The organism is Pseudomonas sp. PS01298 (assembly GCF_029959745.1).
Classification (GTDB): domain Bacteria; phylum Pseudomonadota; class Gammaproteobacteria; order Pseudomonadales; family Pseudomonadaceae; genus Aquipseudomonas; species Aquipseudomonas aylmerensis.
In genome coordinates this window covers 1-19,099 of sequence record NZ_JASCPP010000110.1, presented here as the reverse complement: position 1 = coordinate 19,099, position 19,099 = coordinate 1, and the positions used below count along the sequence as shown (strand labels likewise).

Here is a 19,099-nt window from a genome sequence, read left to right as displayed (position 1 = left end):
CCCCATACCCCCCCGCTCTCCACAAGCTCACCATTGGGCCAGCCGCTTCAGAATGCGCTAAGGTGCTCACAAATAGCCATGTGTGAGCTGCCATGCCGTTTCTAGCCCGTACCCACCCTCGCCTCTCTTCCGCCGCCGTGCTCGGCCTTGCCGTGGGCATCCTGGCGCCGGCGGATACTCTCGTGAGCAAAATTCTCATCGGCTGGAACGCCGGGGTCTGGACCTACCTGGTGCTGATGCTGTGGCTGACCATCCGCGCCAAGGCCCAGGATGTAAAACGCATCGCCGAGATCGAGGATGAAAACGCCGGGCTGGTGCTGTTCATGGTGTGCATCGCGGCCATCGCGAGTTTGGCCACCATCACGTTCGAGCTGGTCGGCAGCAAGGACCTGGCCACGTCCGAGCGCTTGCTGCACTACGGCTTTACCGGGCTGACGGTGATCGGTTCGTGGCTGCTGATCGGGGTGATTTTCAGCGTGCATTACGCCCGCCTCTATTACACCTGGGAGGGCAAGGAACCGGCGCTGCGTTTTGCCGAAGGCTTGCTGACCCCCAACTATTGGGACTTCCTGTATTTTTCCTTCACCATCGGCGTGGCGGTGCAAACCTCCGACGTCGGCGTTGCCACCCGGGGCATGCGCAAGGTGGTGCTGGGCCAGTCGTTGATCGGGTTCCTGTTCAACACCGCGATCCTGGGTTTCTCGATCAATATCGCCGCCGGACTGTTCGGCTAGCTGCACAAACCTTCTAGACGCCCTGGAGCCGCTGGGCGCTAATACCCTTACACATTCCGTCCCGGTGTCTTATGGCCGCACGCAATTGGATCGACCTGTCCCAGGACGCCGACACCGGCATCGAGACCCTGCGCGCGCATTTCGAGGGGCATGCCTACGACCCCCATTGGCACGACAGCTACCTGGTCGGCGTGACTGAACAAGGCGTGCAGCAATTCAACTGCCGTCACACCCGTCACAACAGCGTGCCCGGCCAAGTGTTCCTGGTCGAGCCCGGCGAGTTGCATGACGGCGATGCGCCCACGCCGGACGGCTTTACCTACCACATGCTCTACCTCGACCCGCAGTGGCTGGCGCGGGAAGTGAGTGCGGTGTTCGAAGAGGCGCCGCTCGACAGCCAGCTGGGTTTCGCCCACACCTTGACCAGCGACCCGCGCCTGGCCATTGCCACCAGCCGGGCGTTCCAGACCCTGCACAGTGGCGAACTGCGCATCGTGCGGCAACAGGCCATGGACCAGTTGCTCGAGCGCCTCACGGCCCAACTGCACTGGCGCAGCCGTTACCGCGAGGATCCACGCCTGCCGCGGGTGGCCCACAAGGCGCGAGAATACCTGCACGCCCACCTGCATCACGACGTCGGCATGGATGAACTGGCGCTGGCCTGTGGCGTCGACCGCTTCCGCCTGACCCGCGCGTTCAAGAGCGCCTTCGGCCTGCCGCCGCATGCCTATCTGGTGCAACTGCGCCTGGCGCGCGCCCGGCACTGGCTGGCCAAGGGCGAGCAACCGGCCGATGTGGCAATCGCCCTGGGCTTTGCCGACCAGAGCCACCTCGGTCGCTGGTTCGTGCGCGCCTACGGCCTGACGCCCGCCGCGTACCGCAAGCGCTGCTCAAATCTTCCAGACAGGTAACCTGCGCGCTGGCGAAGATCGACTCCATCGATTGGTTTACCGGAGTCACCCGCCATGTTGCCCACGTTGCTGCCGTTCATGCTGTTCGCCTTCGTCGCCTCCATCACCCCCGGCCCCACCAATATCCTGGTGCTAAGCAACAGCGCGCGGTATGGCTTCAAGGCCGCCTTGCCGATCATCCTCGGGGCGTGCGCCGGTGCGGCGGGGATTGTGCTGCTGGTGGGGGCCGGCGTGGGCCAGTCGCTGGTGCAACTGCCCAGGGTACAAAGCGCGATGCAGTGGGCTGGGGTGGCGTGGCTGAGTTACCTGGCCTGGCAGATTTTCCGCGCACCGACAACCGCGATCGACCCGCAATCGGCGCAAAACCGCCTGGGCTTGACGGGCGCCGCCAGCCTGCAATTGATCAACCCCAAGACCTGGATGATGGCATTGGCGGTGGTCAGCGTGTTCGCCGGCACTGGCGCAGACCGCCAGCACCAGGTACTGATCCTGTCGCTGGTGTTTTTCCTGATTTCCCTGCCCTGTCTCGGCGCCTGGGCGATGCTGGGCGCAGGCTCCAGCCGGGTCTTGCGCTCGACGCAGGCCATACGCCGTTTCAACCAGTGCATGGCCTTGCTCCTGCTGGGTTCGACCTGGCTCGGCGTACTGATCTGAAGGCACAAAAAAGGGGAAGCCCTAGCTTCCCCTTTGCAAGTGCGTGTGTGCCTTAGAAATCGTAGCGCACACCGAAGTTGACGCCCCAAGGCTGGTCGATCTTCTTGCCTTTGCTGGTTTCAATATCCGCATGCAGCTTGACGTTCTTGGACACCGACATGGCCAGGCCTGCCGCCAGCTCGATCCGCGAGCCCGACAGATCATTGTTGAAGCTCTGATCGTTGACGAACACCTTGTTGCTCTGGTCGAACTCATGGGCGAGCGCGGTGCGCAGGTACGGCTGCAACACACCGCCGCTGTCCAGCTGGATGTTTTTGCCGGTGGTCACGCCCACCTTGCCGACCACGGAGCTGGAGCGATCACCTTTGGCTTGCAGGCCGTTGGACAGCTCATAGCTCTGCGCCTGGGTGATGGTTGCCGACAACTGGCCGTAGGGTTCGATGAAGAAGTCGTTATCCAGTTTGATATGGCGACCCAATTCCGCCGAGGCCCCCACGGCGTTTTGCGCGTAGTTGCCCTTGGCTTTCTTGCCGTCGCTCATGATCACGTTCACGTCGTTGTGCAAGCGGTTGAGCTTGGCAACACCGTCGAAATACAGACCGATCTCATCGTCCAGCCATGTGGCGTAGGCACCCAGGTAGTAGCTCTTGACCTCGCCTTTACTGCCACGGGTGAGGTTCAGGTCCGAGCTGCTGTGACCGGCCATGACACCGGCCAGCCACTGACCATCACCGCCGGACAACGGCGCGTCGGCGCCAATCGTGAAGCCCTTCTGGGTTTGCGCATAACCGGCACCGTTTTTATTGGCGGCCACCTCATATTTGTTGCCGTAGCTGCGCATCCACAGGCCATTGTCCTTGCCATCGCTGAAGCGCAATTCACCCATGCGGGTGCGCAGGATGGACGATTCGCCGTACAACACGGTCGGCGCACTGTTGAACAACGCCAGTACCGAGTGGGCGCTGGTGCTGGTACCGCGACGCGTCGGGTCGAGTTCCCAGTCGTTGCCGTCCTTTTGCAGACCATAGGCATAGGCGCCGATGTCCACGGTGTCGCCCACCAGGGAAAAGTGTGCGTCGCCGCCTTCGGTATGCACCACCTTGATCGGCTTGCCGCTGGCCAGTTCCGAACCGGTGGCGTCCAACAACAGGCGGTGGTTCCCCTCGGCCTTGCCTTCCACGTTGAGGAAGTCGGTCTGGTGGGTGGCAAAGTCGGTGTGCATGATGAACGTGCCGTTGCCTTCCAGGCTCTTGACGTCCAACTGGTAGAACTCATCCGGCCCACCAAAGTGCACGGCGCCGCCGCCCATCTTCAAGGCGTCGACATTGCTGTCGCCTACCAATACCCAATTGGAGGCATCGTTGACGCTCAACTCGGCGACGTTCTTCAACTGGCCGGTCAGCCAGGAGCCATTGTTGAGCTGCACTTTCGCGCTGCCGCCCTCTTCGACCACGATGTCACCCACCAGGAAGCTGCGGTCGACGTTCATGTTGGCGCTGGCGCCGCCGGTGACTTCCAGGATATTGCCGTTGCCGCCGCTCAAGGTCGAGCCGTTGAGCACGTGGATATCCGCCTCGGTCGTGCCGTATTCGTCGCCTTCCACCAATAGCGCGGCACCGTTGCGACCTTCGACATGCGAGCGGTTTAATACCAGGCTGCTGCTGTTCATGTCCGCACTTTCATAACTCAGGCGTACACCATTCTCGCCACCGGTAATGACGCTGGCGACCGCACTGGCGGCCCCGCCCAGCAACAATACGCCGATGCCATCCTCATCGGTTGCAATGACATCCGAGCCAAAGAAGTCGAGTTGGCTGAATGAGGTGGCCCGCGCACCTTCAGTCGAGCCCAGGATAGTGCTGTCGAAAACAGTGGCTGTCGAACCCTCATCAGTGAGGAAGTTACGTGCAGCCAAGAGGCCGACACCGTTGTGATTGATGACCTGGCTGCCCCTGATCTGGGCGTTGCTGCCTTGCAGGTTGATGGCAAAGGCGGCGGTACCGCGGGCTTCTACCGATGCGCCGTCGAGGTTGATTTGCGAACCCTGGGTCGCGTAAATGTCCTGCGCCTTGCTACCTGCGTTCAGGGTCAGTGCACCGGCAGTCACTCGCGACTGAAGCATCTGGGCACCGTTGGACGTCAAGTGGGCATTCTCGCTGATGATCCAGTCGTCCACCCGTACACCGGCCTCGATAGTGCGTTCCAAGCCTGGGTGCAATGTGGTGGTGGCATGGGTGAAGGTGGCGCCCAGCAACAGGAGGCCGACAGCAGGCACCTGGAGCGCCAGGGCCAAAGGATGTTTTTTGAACCGTGCATCGATAGTCATTGCATGTATACCCGTAAAGAACCTTCCCGAAAGGGAACGAATTGACCGGCACCAAGCGAGATAGGCCCAGGTCATGACGGGGCGCAGGTTAGTGAGGAAGGGGGAATGGGTATGTAGGACTTATCTGCGATTAATAGCTGAGTTGCCCGACGCCTGAATGGTCAAAAAAAAAGAGGAGCCAGGCTCCTCTTTTTAGTACGACATAGGCCCGCTCTCAACTCGGCCAAGGTGAACCGTCACAGTAGACCGGACCTGGGCGAATCCCTCTCACCAACAGGATGGCTTCGGCGGAAAGAACAGGAGATGGGGTACCAATGATGGGTACGGTGTAGGTGATATTGACCGACCCCATATCCAGCGCTGCCGCACTGATGGGTTTCACGTAGGTCTCGTAAGGCCTGACGGGGACAGTGAAGCCCAACTGGGTCTGCTCGAAGTTCAATGGCCCGAACAGAAACGGCCCGCTCGCCGCAGGAATAGGGACTGCGCCATCATTGTCACTGCAGCCCGTCCAATTCAGCGTGATAATCATGCCGACCGCCAACAGTTCATGAGGTGGCACAAATACATGCACCTCGCGATCCGGTCCTTGCAACGTGCTGCACACGATTTCTGCAGGCGCACTACCTGGGATCTCTTCCAAGGCCTTAGGGACCCGGGGTGGAGGGAACGCAATCACGTTGGCATTGACGTTGATGTCCTGGGACGGTGATGAAACCCGGTTGGTGGTCCCACTGATCTCGATTTCCCAGCGCAGTGGAATCACATTGTTGGAATGCTTCTGGATGAACGGAAATGGCACTTCCATGTCGATCTCATCACCGGGCATGGCGGTCGCGGGGTCCACCTCTTTTCTATCGACCAGTTCGTTTTGGTAGAACAGATTGATCCAGAAGCGCATTGCAGACGGCGGCGGAGCACCACTCCACAGGCGTACGACGACATCGGCATTCATCTGTGAGTCGCGTTCATCCAATTCGTTGGTCAACCCTGAGCCACGCCCCGTCAGGATTGGCAGTGGCAGGTTGGGGTTGATCAGCTCAGGCTCCCAAGGGTTGATCGGCCCCCCCACCTGCAGGTCGAGGTCGATATTGGTAGGCGTGGGGACCCAATGCATCACCCCCCCTCGATCCACCGCATATTCCACCCTCAAGTTGATCCTGCCGGTACTCGTAGCGTACAAGTCGACCAGCGTCTGAAAGCCCACATGGAAGTTGTACGGCAGTGCAGACCCACCCAGTGGGTAGGGGCCTACGTCCCGGGAACCATGCGTGGTGGTCAGGCGCACCAGCAGTTGATCGTTCGCACGATCAGCGTCGTAATTCGGAATAATCACAAACATGCCGGAAGAGGCGGCGGTATCGATACGGTTAATCAGGCGGTCACCCACGCCCGTCAAGGAAAGCGCATCCCTTACACCCGGCGGGCTGAGTACTGGCGCAGGTCGCAACCCCACCGTGACAGGCAGTTCGAACGAAGCGTCGCTGATATTGCCGGCGACATCGACCAAGCGGTACCTCAACCTACGAGGGCCATCCCCCATATCGGCCAGGGCCTGGGTGAAGCGCACCACGCTGTCGGGGAACACCGGACCCTCCGCAAGAACCTCCAGTGAGTCGCCGTTGTACAGGCGCCATCTGTCACCGGGCTGGGCCCCCTCCGCGACATACGCTGGAATCCCGAAGGGTACGCCGGTGGGGTTTGCGTCCAGCAGCGTCTGAGTGACGCTGCCCGCCCATCCAGGCGGTAGCGTCAAACGGCGAGGCCCGTCGGGAATGCTGTCGTAGGGAGCGGTTCGGTCGATGACCAGCGGCGCCTCAAACGAGCCTGAGTCATTCCCGGAGCCCTGGATGACTCTGTAGCTGAGCGTGTGATCACCTTCAGTGAGGAATCGCCGCGCAATATTGACCGTATAGAAGTCCGGAATGGGCGGTGGGAAAAATACCGGTTCACTGATGATGCGCCCGGTTTGGAAATCACCGATATCATCAAGATGGACATCCAGGCTATCGGGCCTTAACGGATTGGTAGGCGCGGGAGACCACAGCGGAATATCCACTTCAAGAAAGTTTTTATCGGCCGCTTCTCTGAAAATCAGGCCCGGGTATTCGATCGGATCAACCAACCCGGTAATAGTCGGGGCAGGCAGTACAATGGGAACCGGGGTGGACTCCACACCTGTTTGTTTGGACTTGGGAACTATCTTTTTCATGTGAGTCACTCTCTTTGGTATAAAAGATTACTCTGTCGAGCGCGCGACGACGCCCATAGATCCACACAGCATGTGCAACTTTCTTATTATCCCTACCGCTACTCACCGACAAAAAAAGTTCAAGCGATTCCGCAACCGAAGTGTATCCACGGCTGAATGATGGAGACAGGCTCACTCAAACAAATCAGTGGGTTCTAACTTCCCTGCAATCATCCCTGACTGTTCGGGCATTCATCGTCCAGTGAATCACAAAAACCCTCATCGCCTGGCTGACAAATCTTTCCTGAACCGGGATACACGCGATCAATACGCACCAGCTTCTGGGCGGACTGGCCTATCACAACACCCCGCCGAAGCACGAAAAACCTGGCGATCGCCGATGCAAATCTACGCATCGGTTCAATCTTCGTGTCCCACGGCCACACCCTGACCGCTTGCCCGTTGGCGACATAATTAACCGTTACGCTGAAGTCAGTATCTGCAATCGGCTCTTCGCCGTTATTCTTTGTATAACCTTGCCAAAAAAATTGAATTTCATCCCCCGTTTGAAATCGACTGTCATCGCGTATGAACCAATACACGCCATGGCAAATAGCCGGGCGCGATTCGCAAGTAAGATAGTTGACAGGACCGTGCAGGGTATGTTGTATCAATGGGGCATCAAACTGAATCAGCGGCGCCGCATGAACATTGACGGGCGTCGAGTCTGAATGCTGTTCGTTCACCCCGTTACTGGTGGTGTAATACACCGGCAAGTCCGGTAAATTACCACCGCTGACAATCACGTTACCGGGCACATCCGTGAACGGTACCGGCTGGTCGAACATATCTCCCGGCTGCACTTCATAGTGGGCCACCGGCCCCACGCCGTTCCAATACAGCTCCAGCCGCTCTCCCGCCACCGGGTTCTGGTAGAGGCGTACCCATACCTCAGCGCCAGCCGTCGCATCACGAAAATCGAGTTCATTGTGTAATCCAGAGCCTTTGCCGTACACATCCACCCGCTCCAGCGTGGTATTGAGCAGCGCGGGCGCATTGGCGTGATCCTGTCCGGCGATAGTCAGGTCGACCCAGAAAAAACTCGACGGCGAAGGCACGGGTGGGCGCCCCGCACGTTGAATCTCGTACCTGACTTGCACCTCGGTACGCGCCAGAGGGCCGGACCCGCGCAAGATATCCCAGGGTATCTCGACCGGAAATGGGAAGCCGGTGATAGGTATTGCCGGCAGCACAGGGCGACCGTCACAGAACATCACGACACGGTCGCCCGCTGCAAAATCATCGTATTCACGGGGAATCCGCGCCGCGACCCGCGCTCGCGCATCATCACGCTTGATCAGGAAGTCCAGATAGGCAGGAGGACGAATATCAGGCGCAGGCAAGCTGCTCGGATCAGCAATCAGGTTCACCTGGAAATCCATCGGAGCACTGAACGCCAACGTAAAATTTCCGGCGCGATCGTATAAGCGGTATTGCAAATAGGCGATCCCGTTACTGAGGCCGCGAAAATGCTCGGCAGGAATCCGCAGAATCAGCGGATCGGTGATCAATGGAAATTCCTGCCTGCCCGTCTGGATGGGCGGAAACGGCGGTGTGTTATTGCTCAGGTAATAACCGACCAGATCACGAGCCGCGCGGCCAATGTAGGCCAGTATCTCGACTTCGATGAACGGGTTGGCGGCCAACACGGCTTCGGTGATGCCGGACGCCTCTATGGCAGGGTCGACAAACCGCGCCTTGTCGTCCGGATCCTGAAACCTTGGCGGGTTGTTATCCACCGTCAGCGTCCAGGGAAACGATGGCGTCGCGAAGCCGCCTTCATCCGTCACCGTATAAAACGCCTCTACCACCGCATCGAGTTCCCGCATGAAGTCGACAGGGACATATAAGGAGTACGGAAAAAGCGCCGGATCCAGCGGCCCGGTAAACGACTGCGAGTCAGCTTCGACTTCCACGCCGCGCACCCGCCACCACAACGTGAGGACATGGGTTCTGCCCACTGAGGGACCTGGCACCCACTGGGGAATACGGCACTGCAGCGGTTGCAGCGATACCGGCAGAGGAATCAGCCCTTCCGGGTCCGCAGGATCGACCCCTACCACCTCGTCGAAAGTCGGCAATACGCGAGCCTCTCCCTCCTTGGTAGACCGTACACCCGGTTGGGCGGCTGGTTTGTGTGAGCTGGGCATTTTCTCTTCCCTCGCAATTATCCTGGAGAGAATTAAGCGCTCAAACGCACACCTCCGATACTGTCAGAAGTAACAGGTACTACTCGCCATTCGTCGGATTGGTTCGGGATGAAGACCAGGACTATCGTCACCCGCCCTTGACGGAATGGTCGTCGATGGTGTTTCCTGAAACCGGTTTCAGGGCCAGCACCACGGTCACTGTAGCCCTTGACTCGAATAAAAAGGTGCAACCGTCGTGAATTCATTTTCCGCCGCCCAGCGCAGCCGTGTGACCATGCTTGACGTGGCCGAGCGCGCGGGTGTGTCCAAGGCCAGCGTGTCGCGTTTTATCGGCGATGACCGCGCCTTGCTCTCCGATGCCATCGCCCTGCGCATCGAACAAGCCATCGACGAACTCGGCTACCGCCCCAACCAGATGGCGCGTGGCTTGAAGCGTGGCCGCACGCGCCTGATCGGCATGCTGGTGGCCGATATCCGCAACCCCTATTCCATTGCCGTGATGCATGGTGTCGAAACCGCCTGCCGCCAGCACGGCTACAGCCTGGTGGTGTGCAACACCGACCGCGATGACGCCCAGGAGCGCCAGCACCTGGCAGCATTGCGCGCCTACAACATCGAAGGGCTGATCGTGAACACCCTCGGCCATCACCTCGACCAACTGCTGGAACTGCAACGCGAAATGCCCCTGGTGCTGGTGGACCGCAAGCTCGAGCCGCTGCACAGCGACCTGGTCGGCCTGGATAACCCGGCGGCGGTGCGCATGGCGGTGGAGCACCTGGAACAGCAGGGTTACCGCGATGTGTTGCTGGTGAGCGAAGCCACCGATGGCACCAGTTCACGCCTGGAACGCCTGGACAGCTTCAAGGCCGAAATCGCCCGGCGTCCGGCATTGACCGGCGCCATCGTGGAACTGGATGACCAGTTGCAACAGCGCCTGCAGCGCTTTCTCGCCAAACCCGGCCGCAAGGCTTTGTTCTGCGCCAACGGCATCGCCGCACTGGCCTGCACCCGCGCCCTCAAGGCATTGGGCAGCGAGCTGTTTGCCGACGTCGGCTTGATCGCCCTCGATGACCTGGACTGGTACCCGCTGGTAGGCACCGGCATCACCGCCCTCGCCCAACCGACCGAGGCGATTGGCGCCAGCGCCTTCGACTGTCTGCTCAAGCGCCTGCGCGGTGATACCGAGCCGACTCGCACCCTGGATTTCTTGCCCCAACTGATTGTCCGAGGCTCCACAACCCCCACGTAGGAGCCGGCTTGCCGCCTCCTGCAGCGTTGATTTGCGTATAAAAATGAAACCGGTTTCAGAGGTAGACAACAATGCATAAATACCCCGTCTCCATCAGCCTTTCCAGCTACGGCGCCGACCTGGTCCGCCAGCAGGGCCAGTTGAGTTTTGTCCAATTGCTGGCCTCCGCCGGTGCCCAGCGCATCGAATGGCGTGAAGAACTGCTGACCCACGAACAACCCGCGCAACTGGCCGAAGCCGCTGCTGCGCAGGGCCTGGAGTGCGTGTTTTCATCGCCGCTGGAACTGTGGGTCGCCGGCCGTGCGCAGCCGAATGCCGAATTGAGCGCGACCCTGGACCGCGCCCAGGCCTTCGGGGCGCGCTGGCTGAAAGTCTCGCTGGGTTATTTCACCGATACCAACGACCTGGAAAGCCTGCACGCCCTGCTCAACCGTCACTCGGTCAAGCTGTTGGTGGAAAACGACCAGACCCTGTACGGCGGGCGCATCGAGCCGATGCAGCGGTTTTTCACCGAGGTCGAACGCCAAGGCCTGCCGGTGAAGATGACCTTCGACATCGGCAACTGGCAGTGGCAGGACCAATCCGCACTGACCGCCGCGCGCCTGTTGGGCCGGCACGTCGACTACCTGCACTGCAAGGCCGTGGCGCGCCGCGCAGACGGCAAGCTGGTGGCGCTGCCGCCTGGCGCCACCGACCTGCATCTGTGGGAACAACTGCTCAAACACATGACTCAAGGTATTACCCGGGCCGTGGAATTCCCGCTGCAGGGCGATGACCTGGTCGCGGTCACCGCACAGCAGGTCGCCACCCTCGCCCACCTTGGCCAACCGCCTGCGGAGAATGCGCATGTCTGAGATCGATATCCTCTCGTTTGGTGAAACCATGGCGATGTTTGTCGCCGAGCAGACCGGCGACCTGGCCCAGGTGGCGCAGTTTCACAAACGTATCGCCGGGGCCGACAGCAATGTCGCCATCGGCCTGTCGCGCCTGGGTTTCAACGTGGCCTGGCTGAGCCGGGTGGGCAATGATTCCCTCGGGCGGTTTGTGGTCGACACGCTCAAAAATGAAGGCCTGGATTGCCGGCATGTGGCGGTCGACCCGCTGCACCCGACCGGCTTTCAACTCAAGTCCCGCGAAGAAGCCGGCGCTGACCCGCAGGTGGAGTATTTCCGCAAAGGCTCGGCGGCCAGCCGCTTGTCCATCGCCGCCATCAGCCCGGCGCTGCTGCAGGCGCGTCACTTGCACGCCACCGGGATTCCGCCGGCGCTTTCTGACGCTACCCACGAGCTGTCCGTTGAACTGATGACCCAAATGCGCAAGGCCGGACGCAGCGTGTCGTTCGACCCGAACCTGCGCCCTTCGCTGTGGGCCAGCCAGGCGCAGATGATCAGCGCCATCAACGCACTGGCGGCCTTGGCCGACTGGGTCCTGCCGGGCCTGGGCGAAGGCCGCTTGCTCACCGGTTATGACGACCCGGCCGATATCGCCGCGTTTTACCTCGACCAGGGCGCCGAAGCCGTGGCGATCAAGCTCGGCCCGGACGGCGCCTACTTCCGTACGCAGATGGACAAAGGCTTTGTTGCCGCCGTGCCGGTCGAAAAGGTCGTCGACACCGTGGGTGCCGGCGATGGCTTTGCCGTGGGCATGATCAGTGCCCTGCTGGAAAACCTCAGCTTTCCCGAGGCAGTCCAGCGCGGCAACTGGATCGGCAGCCGCGCCGTGCAGAGTCGCGGCGACATGGAAGGTTTACCCAAGCGCGAAGAATTGCCCAACCGATCCGTTGCCTGACCCATCACCTGTTGCCACAACTACAACAAGCTCAGGAGCAACCCCATGGAAACCGTGAAACTCGCCACCCGTCGTTGGTGGTACATCATGCCCATCGTTTTTATCACCTACAGCCTGGCGTACCTGGACCGCGCCAACTACGGCTTCGCCGCCGCCTCCGGGATGGCCGAAGACCTGATGATCACCCCCGGCATGTCATCGCTGCTGGGTGCATTGTTTTTCCTTGGCTACTTTTTCTTCCAGGTGCCGGGGGCGATCTACGCGCAAAAGCGCAGCGTTAAAAAACTGATCTTCGTCAGCCTGATCCTCTGGGGCGGGCTGGCCACGCTGACAGGCGTGGTGTCCAACGCCTACATGCTGATCGTCATTCGCTTCATGCTTGGCGTGGTCGAGGCCGCCGTGATGCCGGCGATGCTGGTGTACCTGTGCCACTGGTTTACACGTGCCGAACGCTCGCGCGCCAACACCTTCCTGATCCTCGGCAACCCGGTGACCATGCTGTGGATGTCGGTGGTCTCGGGGTATCTGGTACAGCATTTCAGCTGGCGCTGGATGTTCATCATCGAAGGCCTGCCGGCGGTGCTCTGGGCGTTTATCTGGTGGAAGCTGGCGGATGAAAAACCCGCCGACGCCAAGTGGCTGAGCGAGCAGCATAAAAAAGACCTGGAAAGCGCGTTGGCCGCCGAGCAGGTCGGGATCAAGGCGGTGAAGAACTACGCCGAAGCGTTCCGCTCGCCGAAAGTCATCATCCTCGCGCTGCAGTTCTTCTGCTGGAGCATCGGCGTGTACGGCTTCGTGTTGTGGCTGCCGTCGATCCTCAAGAAAGGCTTGCAGATGGACATGGTCGAGGCCGGCTGGCTGTCGGCCCTGCCTTACCTGGCGGCGGTGATTGCCATGCTGGCGGTGTCCTGGGGCTCGGACAAACTGCAAAAGCGCAAACGCTTCGTCTGGCCGCCGCTGCTGATTGCCTCCATCGCGTTCTATGCGTCCTACGTGCTCGGCGCCGAACACTTCTGGTGGTCCTACACCCTGCTGGTGATTGCCGGCGCCTGCATGTACGCGCCCTACGGCCCGTTTTTCGCGATTGTGCCGGAAATCCTCCCGGCCAACGTCGCCGGGGGCGCCATGGCGCTGATCAACAGCATGGGCGCCCTGGGCTCGTTCGGTGGCTCGTACCTGGTGGGTTACCTCAATAGCAGCACCGGCTCGCCCGGCGCCTCGTACCTGCTGATGAGCGGCGCGTTGCTGCTGTCAGTGGTGCTGACGATTTTCCTCAAGCCCGGCGCCAGCGACCGTGAACGTGCGCCGTTGCCCACCCTTGAATTGAAGGCCAAAACCTCATGAAAAAATCTGTCGTGCTGTACAAGAAACTCTCCGCCCCCTTGATGGCGCGCTTGCATGAGCAGGCCGACGTCACCCTGATCGAAGCGCTGGACCAGACCGGCCTGGCCAAGCTGCGCGACGCCCTGCCCGGCGCCCATGGATTGCTCGGCGCCAGCCTGCGCCTGGATGCGCAATTGCTCGACCTGGCGCCGCAATTGGAAGCGGTGGCCAGTGTGTCGGTGGGCGTCGACAACTACGACATCGACTACCTGACCCAACGCGGCATCCTGCTTAGCAACACCCCGGACGTGCTCACTGAAACCACCGCCGACACTGGCTTCGCGCTGATCCTGGCCACCGCCCGGCGCGTGGTCGAACTGGCCGACATGGTGCGAGCCGGCCAGTGGAACAAGAATATCGGCCCGGCGCATTTCGGCACTGACGTACACGGCAAGACCCTCGGCATCATCGGCATGGGCCGCATTGGCGAGGCCCTGGCCCAGCGCGGGCATTTCGGCTTCGGCATGCCGGTGATCTACCACAGCCACGCGCCCAAGCCCGCCGTGGAAAAGCGCTTTGGCGCGCAGTACCGCAGCCTGGATGCGTTGCTGCAACAGGCCGACTTTGTCTGCCTGACCCTGCCGCTCACGGCCGAAACCGAGAAACTCATCGGCGCCGAGCAGTTCGCGCGGATGGGCCCGGAGACGATCTTCATCAATATTTCGCGGGGCAAGGTGGTGGACGAAGCGGCGCTGGTCGAGGCGTTGGAGAAACGCACGATTCGCGCGGCGGGACTGGACGTGTTCGAGCGCGAGCCGCTGGATCACAACTCGCCGTTGCTACGCCTGAACAATGTAGTGGCCACGCCGCATATCGGCTCGGCCACCCACGAAACCCGCGAAGCGATGGCCCAGTGCGCGGTGGACAATCTGCTCGCGGCGTTGGCCGGTGAACGGCCGAAGAACCTGGTCAACCCCACGGCCTGGAAGCAATGACCCCGGCACAAATGGCCTGAATAATCGGCTCGCGCCCACCCCCTGCAGGAGCCGGCTTGCCGGCGCCTACCAGGGTTGACCGTACGTCCAATCAGATTACAAACCTGGCAACCATCCCGTTCAAATCAACCGCCAGGCGCGACAGCTCATGGCTGGCCGCGCTGGTCTGGTTGGCACCCGCCGCCGACTGCGTGGCCAGGTCGCGGATGTTCACCAGGTTACGGTCCACTTCACGCGAGACCTGGGCCTGTTCTTCCGATGCGCTGGCGATCACCAGGTTGCGCTCGTTGATCAGGCTGATGGACTGGGTGATCTGCTCCAGGGCCACGCCGGCGGCGCGCGCCATTTCCAGGGTGTTCTGGGTGCGTTGGTTGCTCTGCTGCATCGACTGTACGGCTTCACCGGTACCGTTCTGGATGCCGGCGACCATCTTCTCGATTTCCTGGGTCGACTGCGCCGTGCGATGGGCCAGGGCCCGCACTTCGTCCGCCACCACCGCAAAGCCGCGCCCCGCCTCACCGGCACGTGCCGCTTCAATCGCGGCGTTGAGCGCCAGCAGGTTGGTCTGCTCGGCAATCGCGCGGATCACGTCCAGCACCTTGCCGATATCCCGGCCCTGGGACGCCAGGCCTTCGATCAGCACTGCCGTGTTTTGCACATCCTGGGTCATGGTCTGGATCGCGCCGACGGTTTCCACCACACGGTCGCGCCCTTCCCGCGCGGCCTGGTTGGATTGGCCGGAGGCTTCGGAGGTAGACACCGCGTTGCGTGCGACTTCTTCCACGGCGGCGGTCATTTCGTTGACGGCCGTGGCGGCCTGGTCGATCTCATTGTTCTGTTGCTGCAGGCCACGCGAAGCTTCCTCGGTGACTGCGCTCAGCTCTTCCGCTGCCGAGGCCAGTTGCGTGGCCGAGCCGGCGATGTGCTGGATAGTCTGGCGCAGGTTGGCTTGCATGCTCGCCAACGCGCTGATCAAGCGGGCGGGTTCATCCTTGCCGTCATCCGCGATCACTTTGCTCAAATTGCCGCCGGCGATGGTTTCCGCCACTTCCACGGCCTTGCGCAACGGGGTGACGATGCTGCGGGTCAGCAGCCAGGCCAACAGCACGGTCATCAGCGCAGCGACCACCGACACAATGATGATGCCGCTGACGGCCTGCTGGTAACTGTCCTCGGCTTCGCGGCCAGCCTGATCGGCATCGGCACCGTTGATCGCAATCAGCTTGTTCAACTGCTCGCCCATCAGGTCGGTACCGTCCTTGATCCGCGTGTTGATCAGCGTGCGCATCTCATCGACTTTGTTTTGCTGGGACAGCGACATCATTTCAGCCTGTGCGGCGAAATAACTGTCGAGCGTCGCCGCGAAGGACTTGTACAAGGCCGCTTCTTCAGGGCCGGCCGGCATCACGGCGTAAGCCGCCTGGGCCTGCTTGACCTTGTCCATCAGCACCGCCACGCGGGTCTTGGCCTCGTCCAGGGCCGCCGGCTCGCGATTGATCAGGATGCGAAAGGACAGGATGCGCAGGCGCAGGACATTTTCGGTCATGGTGCCGAGAAACTTCACGCTGGGTAACTGATTGGTCCCCATGTCCAGCGACGACTGGCGAATCGTGGTCATGCGGTTGACCGCAAACACACCCAGGACGATGACAAGCAACGCAATGAACGCAAAACCGAGGAAAGCGCGGGGAGCAATGTTCAGATTACGGAGGGACATAGGGGTGCTCTCAAGAAGTAGTGTTGGCGAGCGTCCCTGCCGCGACACGATCCGTCAGCGTCAACGCGCTGTTCGGACCTCTGGCACCACTGTTGTAATAAGTGTGTGGGGCCTGTCCAGGCTATCGGCCGACTTGAGAAATTAATGCGGGTGTTTCGAAATATATTTACACACTTCTGACGACCGGCACTTTCTGGCATCCTGCGCCTCCATTTCCCAGCCTGGCCCGTACTTTGTCTGACACTCAAGCCCCCCGCCCCCGTTATAAATCCGACCTGATCTACGGCCTGGAAGACCGCCCGCACTTCACCGCGGCGATTTTTGCGGCGTTGCAACATGTGCTGGCCAGTTTTGTCGGCATCATCACCCCGACCCTGATCGTCGGCGGCGTGCTCGGCCTGGAAAGCGAAGTGCCGTATCTGGTGAGCATGGCGTTGTTCGTGTCCGGGCTCGGCACCTTTGTGCAAGCGCGCACATTCGGCCCGATCGGCTCCGGACTGCTGTGCCTGCAAGGCACCAGTTTCTCGTTTATCAGTGTGATTCTCAGCGCCGGCTTCATGGTCAAGGCGCGCGGCGGCGGCACCGATGAGATCCTCTCGACGATCTTCGGCATCTGCTTTTTCGCGGCGTTTATCGAAGTGGTGCTCAGCCAGTTCATCGGCAAGCTGCGCAAGCTGATCACCCCGGTGGTGACCGGCACCATCATTACCCTGATGGGCCTGTCGCTGATCAAGGTAGCAGTCACCGACATGGCCGGCGGATTTGGCGCCAGCGACCTCGGCGCCGCCAGCAATATGGGGCTCGCGGCCCTGGTACTGCTGACCATCGTGGTGCTCAACCGCTTCAATAACCCGTTCCTGCGCCTGGGCTCGATCGTGATCGGCCTGACCCTCGGCTTTGTCGTCGCCTGGTGGCTGGGCCGCGTCGACATGGCTGCCCTGCCCCAGGTGCCGCTGATCAGCGTGCCGGTGCCGTTCAAGTACGGCTTTTCGTTTGACTGGGTGGCGTTTATCCCGGTGGCGGTGATCTTCCTGATTTCGCCGCTGGAAGCCGCCGGTGACCTGACGGCCAACTCGATGATTTCCCAGCAACCGGTCAAGGGCCCGCTGTACATCAAGCGCATCAAGTCGGGCTTGCTGGCCGACGGCCTCAACTCGGCCATGGCCGCCACCTTCAACAGCCTGCCGATGGTGACCTTCGCGCAGAACAACGGCGTGATCCAGCTGACCGGCGTCGCCAGTCGCTACGTGGCGTACTTCATCGCCGGCCTGCTGGTGCTGCTGGGGCTGTTCCCGATGATCGGCGCAGTGCTGCAACTGATGCCCAAGCCGGTGCTGGGCGGCGCCACGCTGATCATGTTCGGCACCGTGGCCGTGGCCGGCATCAAGATCCTCGCCGAAGCCGGGCTGCATCGGCGCAACGTGCTGATCGTGGCGATCTCGCTGGGCATGGGCCTGGGCGTCGCCGCCGTGCCGGAAGTGCTGCGCGAGCTGCCAAAAGCGCTGCACAACATCTTCGAGTCGCCGATCACCGTGGGTGCGTTCTGTGCAATCCTGCTGAACATTTTCCTGCCGGAAGAGTTCATAGAGCTGGAAGAAGATGAATTTGATCCGGAGTCCTCTACCCTCAAGGTCATGCAGGATCCGGACGTCACCCAATAGGAGCCCCTTTCAAATGCGCAAGCTCATGGTTGTATCGCTGTTGCTGCTGACCTTGAGCGCCTGCGCGCTGTTCCCCAACCGCGACCCGGTGAACATCAACGTGGTCGGCATCGAGCCGCTGCAAAGCCAGGACCTGGAAGTGCGCTTCGCCGTGAAGCTGCGGGTGCAGAACCCCAATGAAACGGCGATCGACTACACCGGCGTGGCCCTGGACCTGGAGGTCAATGGCCGGCCGCTGGCGTCGGGGGTGAGTGATCAGGGCGGAAGCATCCCGCGGTTTTCCGAGACTGTTCTGACGGTGCCGGTCAGCGTTTCGGCGTTTTCAGTGTTACGCCAGACCCTCGGCCTGAGCCAGACCCAAAGCCTCAATAACCTGCCCTACGTGCTGCGCGGCAAACTCGCAGGCGGCCTGTTCGGCACGATGCGCTTCGTGGACCGGGGCACCCTGGACCTGCCGAACACCGCGACCTGGTAACCGCCATGCAGCCGACGCTATTCACCGAACGCCTGATTTTGCGCCCGCTGACCCTGGACGACGCCGACGGGATCCAGCAGCAATTCGCGCATTGGGACGTGGTGCGCTACCTCAACGCCCTGGTGCCCTGGCCCTACCCGGCCGACGGCGCGCGCACCTACCTGGAACAGATCGCCTTGCCCGCCATGGCCCGTGGCGAGGAATGGCACTGGTCGATCCGCCTGAAAGAAGCGCCTGGGCAACTGATCGGCAACGTCAGCCTGATGGACGAGCACGACAACAATCGCGGTTTCTGGCTGGGCCCGCAGTGGCAGGGGCAAGGGTTGATGACCGAAGCCAGCGCGGCGGTGACCGACTACTGGTTCGGCGTACTCAAGCGAGCGGTCATGCGCGTGCCCAAGGCTGCGCCGAACCTGGGGTCACGGCGGATTTCCGAGCGCACGGGCATGCGTTTGATCAGGACCGATCACGGTGAATTCGTCGAAGGCTTCTTCCCACGCGATATCTGGGAAATGACCCGTGAGGAATGGCTGGAAAGCAAATCTCCTCAACGCTGAACAACCCCTGTGGGAGCGGGCTTGCTCGCGAAGGCGGCGTGTCAGTCACTGGTGATTTAACTGACCCACCGCATTCGCGGGCAAGCCCGCTCCCACAGGGGTTAGCGCAAGCGAGGAAGAACTTTGTCGGCCTGGAGAACTCGCAGCTCATGATTGTCATTGGCTCTTGAGCGATTGGCATCCAGATCCATGGAGAATCGCTGGACCACAGTCGCCACGGTCCAAAAATGTGGGAGCGGGCTTGCTCGCGAAGGCGGCGTGTCAGCCACTGGTGATTTGACTGACCCACCGCATTCGCGGGCAAGCCC

At 61.3% G+C, this 19,099-nt stretch carries 15 protein-coding genes; 11 read left to right on the top strand and 4 right to left on the bottom strand.

The genetic code is table 11. The features are described 5' to 3' along the window. The first annotated feature begins 92 nt into the window (after positions 1-92). The 3 genes from QMX97_RS26730 (at position 93) to QMX97_RS26720 (ending at position 2,299) form a co-directional block, all read left to right on the top strand. Positions 93-734 (top strand): DUF1345 domain-containing protein, encoded by a 642-nt coding sequence (locus QMX97_RS26730; protein ID WP_065906555.1) that lies wholly within the window; start codon positions 93-95, stop codon positions 732-734. A gap of 71 nt (positions 735-805) precedes the next feature. Beyond that, positions 806-1,645 (top strand): AraC family transcriptional regulator, encoded by an 840-nt coding sequence (locus tag QMX97_RS26725; RefSeq protein WP_282397894.1) that lies wholly within the window; start codon positions 806-808, stop codon positions 1,643-1,645. A gap of 54 nt (positions 1,646-1,699) precedes the next feature. Then, positions 1,700-2,299, top strand: a complete 600-nt coding sequence (locus tag QMX97_RS26720) for a LysE family translocator (protein WP_282397893.1) — start codon at positions 1,700-1,702, stop codon at positions 2,297-2,299. Positions 2,300-2,351: 52 nt separating this feature from the next. Here QMX97_RS26720 and QMX97_RS26715 read toward each other — a convergent pair whose 3' ends face one another. The 3 genes from QMX97_RS26715 to QMX97_RS26705 form a co-directional block, all read right to left on the bottom strand. Beyond that, positions 2,352-4,625: an autotransporter outer membrane beta-barrel domain-containing protein gene (locus QMX97_RS26715; protein ID WP_282397892.1), complete on the bottom strand. Its 2,274-nt coding sequence runs from the start codon at positions 4,623-4,625 to the stop codon at positions 2,352-2,354. A gap of 214 nt (positions 4,626-4,839) precedes the next feature. Beyond that, positions 4,840-6,837, bottom strand: coding sequence for a hypothetical protein (locus tag QMX97_RS26710; RefSeq protein WP_282397891.1), 1,998 nt, complete (start codon positions 6,835-6,837; stop codon positions 4,840-4,842). Between the two features lie 209 nt (positions 6,838-7,046). Beyond that, on the bottom strand, positions 7,047-8,957 hold the full coding sequence (locus tag QMX97_RS26705; RefSeq protein WP_106804144.1) for a hypothetical protein: 1,911 nt from the start codon (positions 8,955-8,957) through the stop codon (positions 7,047-7,049). A 304-nt stretch (positions 8,958-9,261) separates the two neighbouring features. On the opposite strand from QMX97_RS26705, the gene QMX97_RS26700 reads away from it, so the two are divergent. From QMX97_RS26700 to QMX97_RS26680, 5 genes are all read left to right on the top strand, one after another. Continuing rightward, entirely contained in the window at positions 9,262-10,275 is a 1,014-nt protein-coding gene (locus QMX97_RS26700; protein ID WP_282397890.1) for a LacI family DNA-binding transcriptional regulator, read from the top strand. A gap of 71 nt (positions 10,276-10,346) precedes the next feature. After that, the gene (locus QMX97_RS26695; protein WP_106804146.1) at positions 10,347-11,129 is read left to right on the top strand and encodes a TIM barrel protein; all 783 of its coding nucleotides are present in this window, start codon (positions 10,347-10,349) and stop codon (positions 11,127-11,129) included. Further along, positions 11,122-12,063 carry a sugar kinase gene (locus QMX97_RS26690; RefSeq protein ID WP_201144179.1) on the top strand — a complete coding sequence of 314 codons (942 nt, stop codon included), beginning with the start codon at positions 11,122-11,124 and terminating at the stop codon, positions 12,061-12,063. Before QMX97_RS26695 ends, QMX97_RS26690 begins: the two co-directional genes overlap by 8 nt. Before the next feature lie 45 nt (positions 12,064-12,108). Then, complete coding sequence (locus tag QMX97_RS26685) at positions 12,109-13,407, top strand: MFS transporter (RefSeq protein ID WP_065906536.1); 1,299 nt, start codon at positions 12,109-12,111, stop codon at positions 13,405-13,407. Beyond that, positions 13,404-14,381, top strand: coding sequence for an NAD(P)-dependent oxidoreductase (locus tag QMX97_RS26680; protein ID WP_282397889.1), 978 nt, complete (start codon positions 13,404-13,406; stop codon positions 14,379-14,381). The genes QMX97_RS26685 and QMX97_RS26680 overlap by 4 nt, the downstream gene beginning before the upstream one ends. Positions 14,382-14,472: 91 nt before the next feature. Here the strand turns inward: QMX97_RS26680 and QMX97_RS26675 are convergent, their stop codons facing one another. Then, the gene (locus QMX97_RS26675) at positions 14,473-16,098 is read right to left on the bottom strand and encodes a methyl-accepting chemotaxis protein (RefSeq protein WP_282397888.1); all 1,626 of its coding nucleotides are present in this window, start codon (positions 16,096-16,098) and stop codon (positions 14,473-14,475) included. Positions 16,099-16,331: 233 nt separating this feature from the next. Here QMX97_RS26675 and QMX97_RS26670 point away from each other — a divergent pair, with 233 nt between their 5' ends. From QMX97_RS26670 to QMX97_RS26660, 3 genes are read left to right on the top strand one after another with little or no spacing between them, the layout of a single operon-like run. Continuing rightward, on the top strand, positions 16,332-17,759 hold the full coding sequence (locus QMX97_RS26670) for a nucleobase:cation symporter-2 family protein (protein ID WP_282397887.1): 1,428 nt from the start codon (positions 16,332-16,334) through the stop codon (positions 17,757-17,759). A gap of 13 nt (positions 17,760-17,772) precedes the next feature. Continuing rightward, entirely contained in the window at positions 17,773-18,234 is a 462-nt protein-coding gene (locus QMX97_RS26665) for an LEA type 2 family protein (RefSeq protein ID WP_106804151.1), read from the top strand. A 5-nt stretch (positions 18,235-18,239) separates the two neighbouring features. Beyond that, entirely contained in the window at positions 18,240-18,791 is a 552-nt protein-coding gene (locus tag QMX97_RS26660) for a GNAT family N-acetyltransferase (RefSeq protein WP_282397886.1), read from the top strand. Positions 18,792-19,099 lie beyond the last annotated feature (308 nt).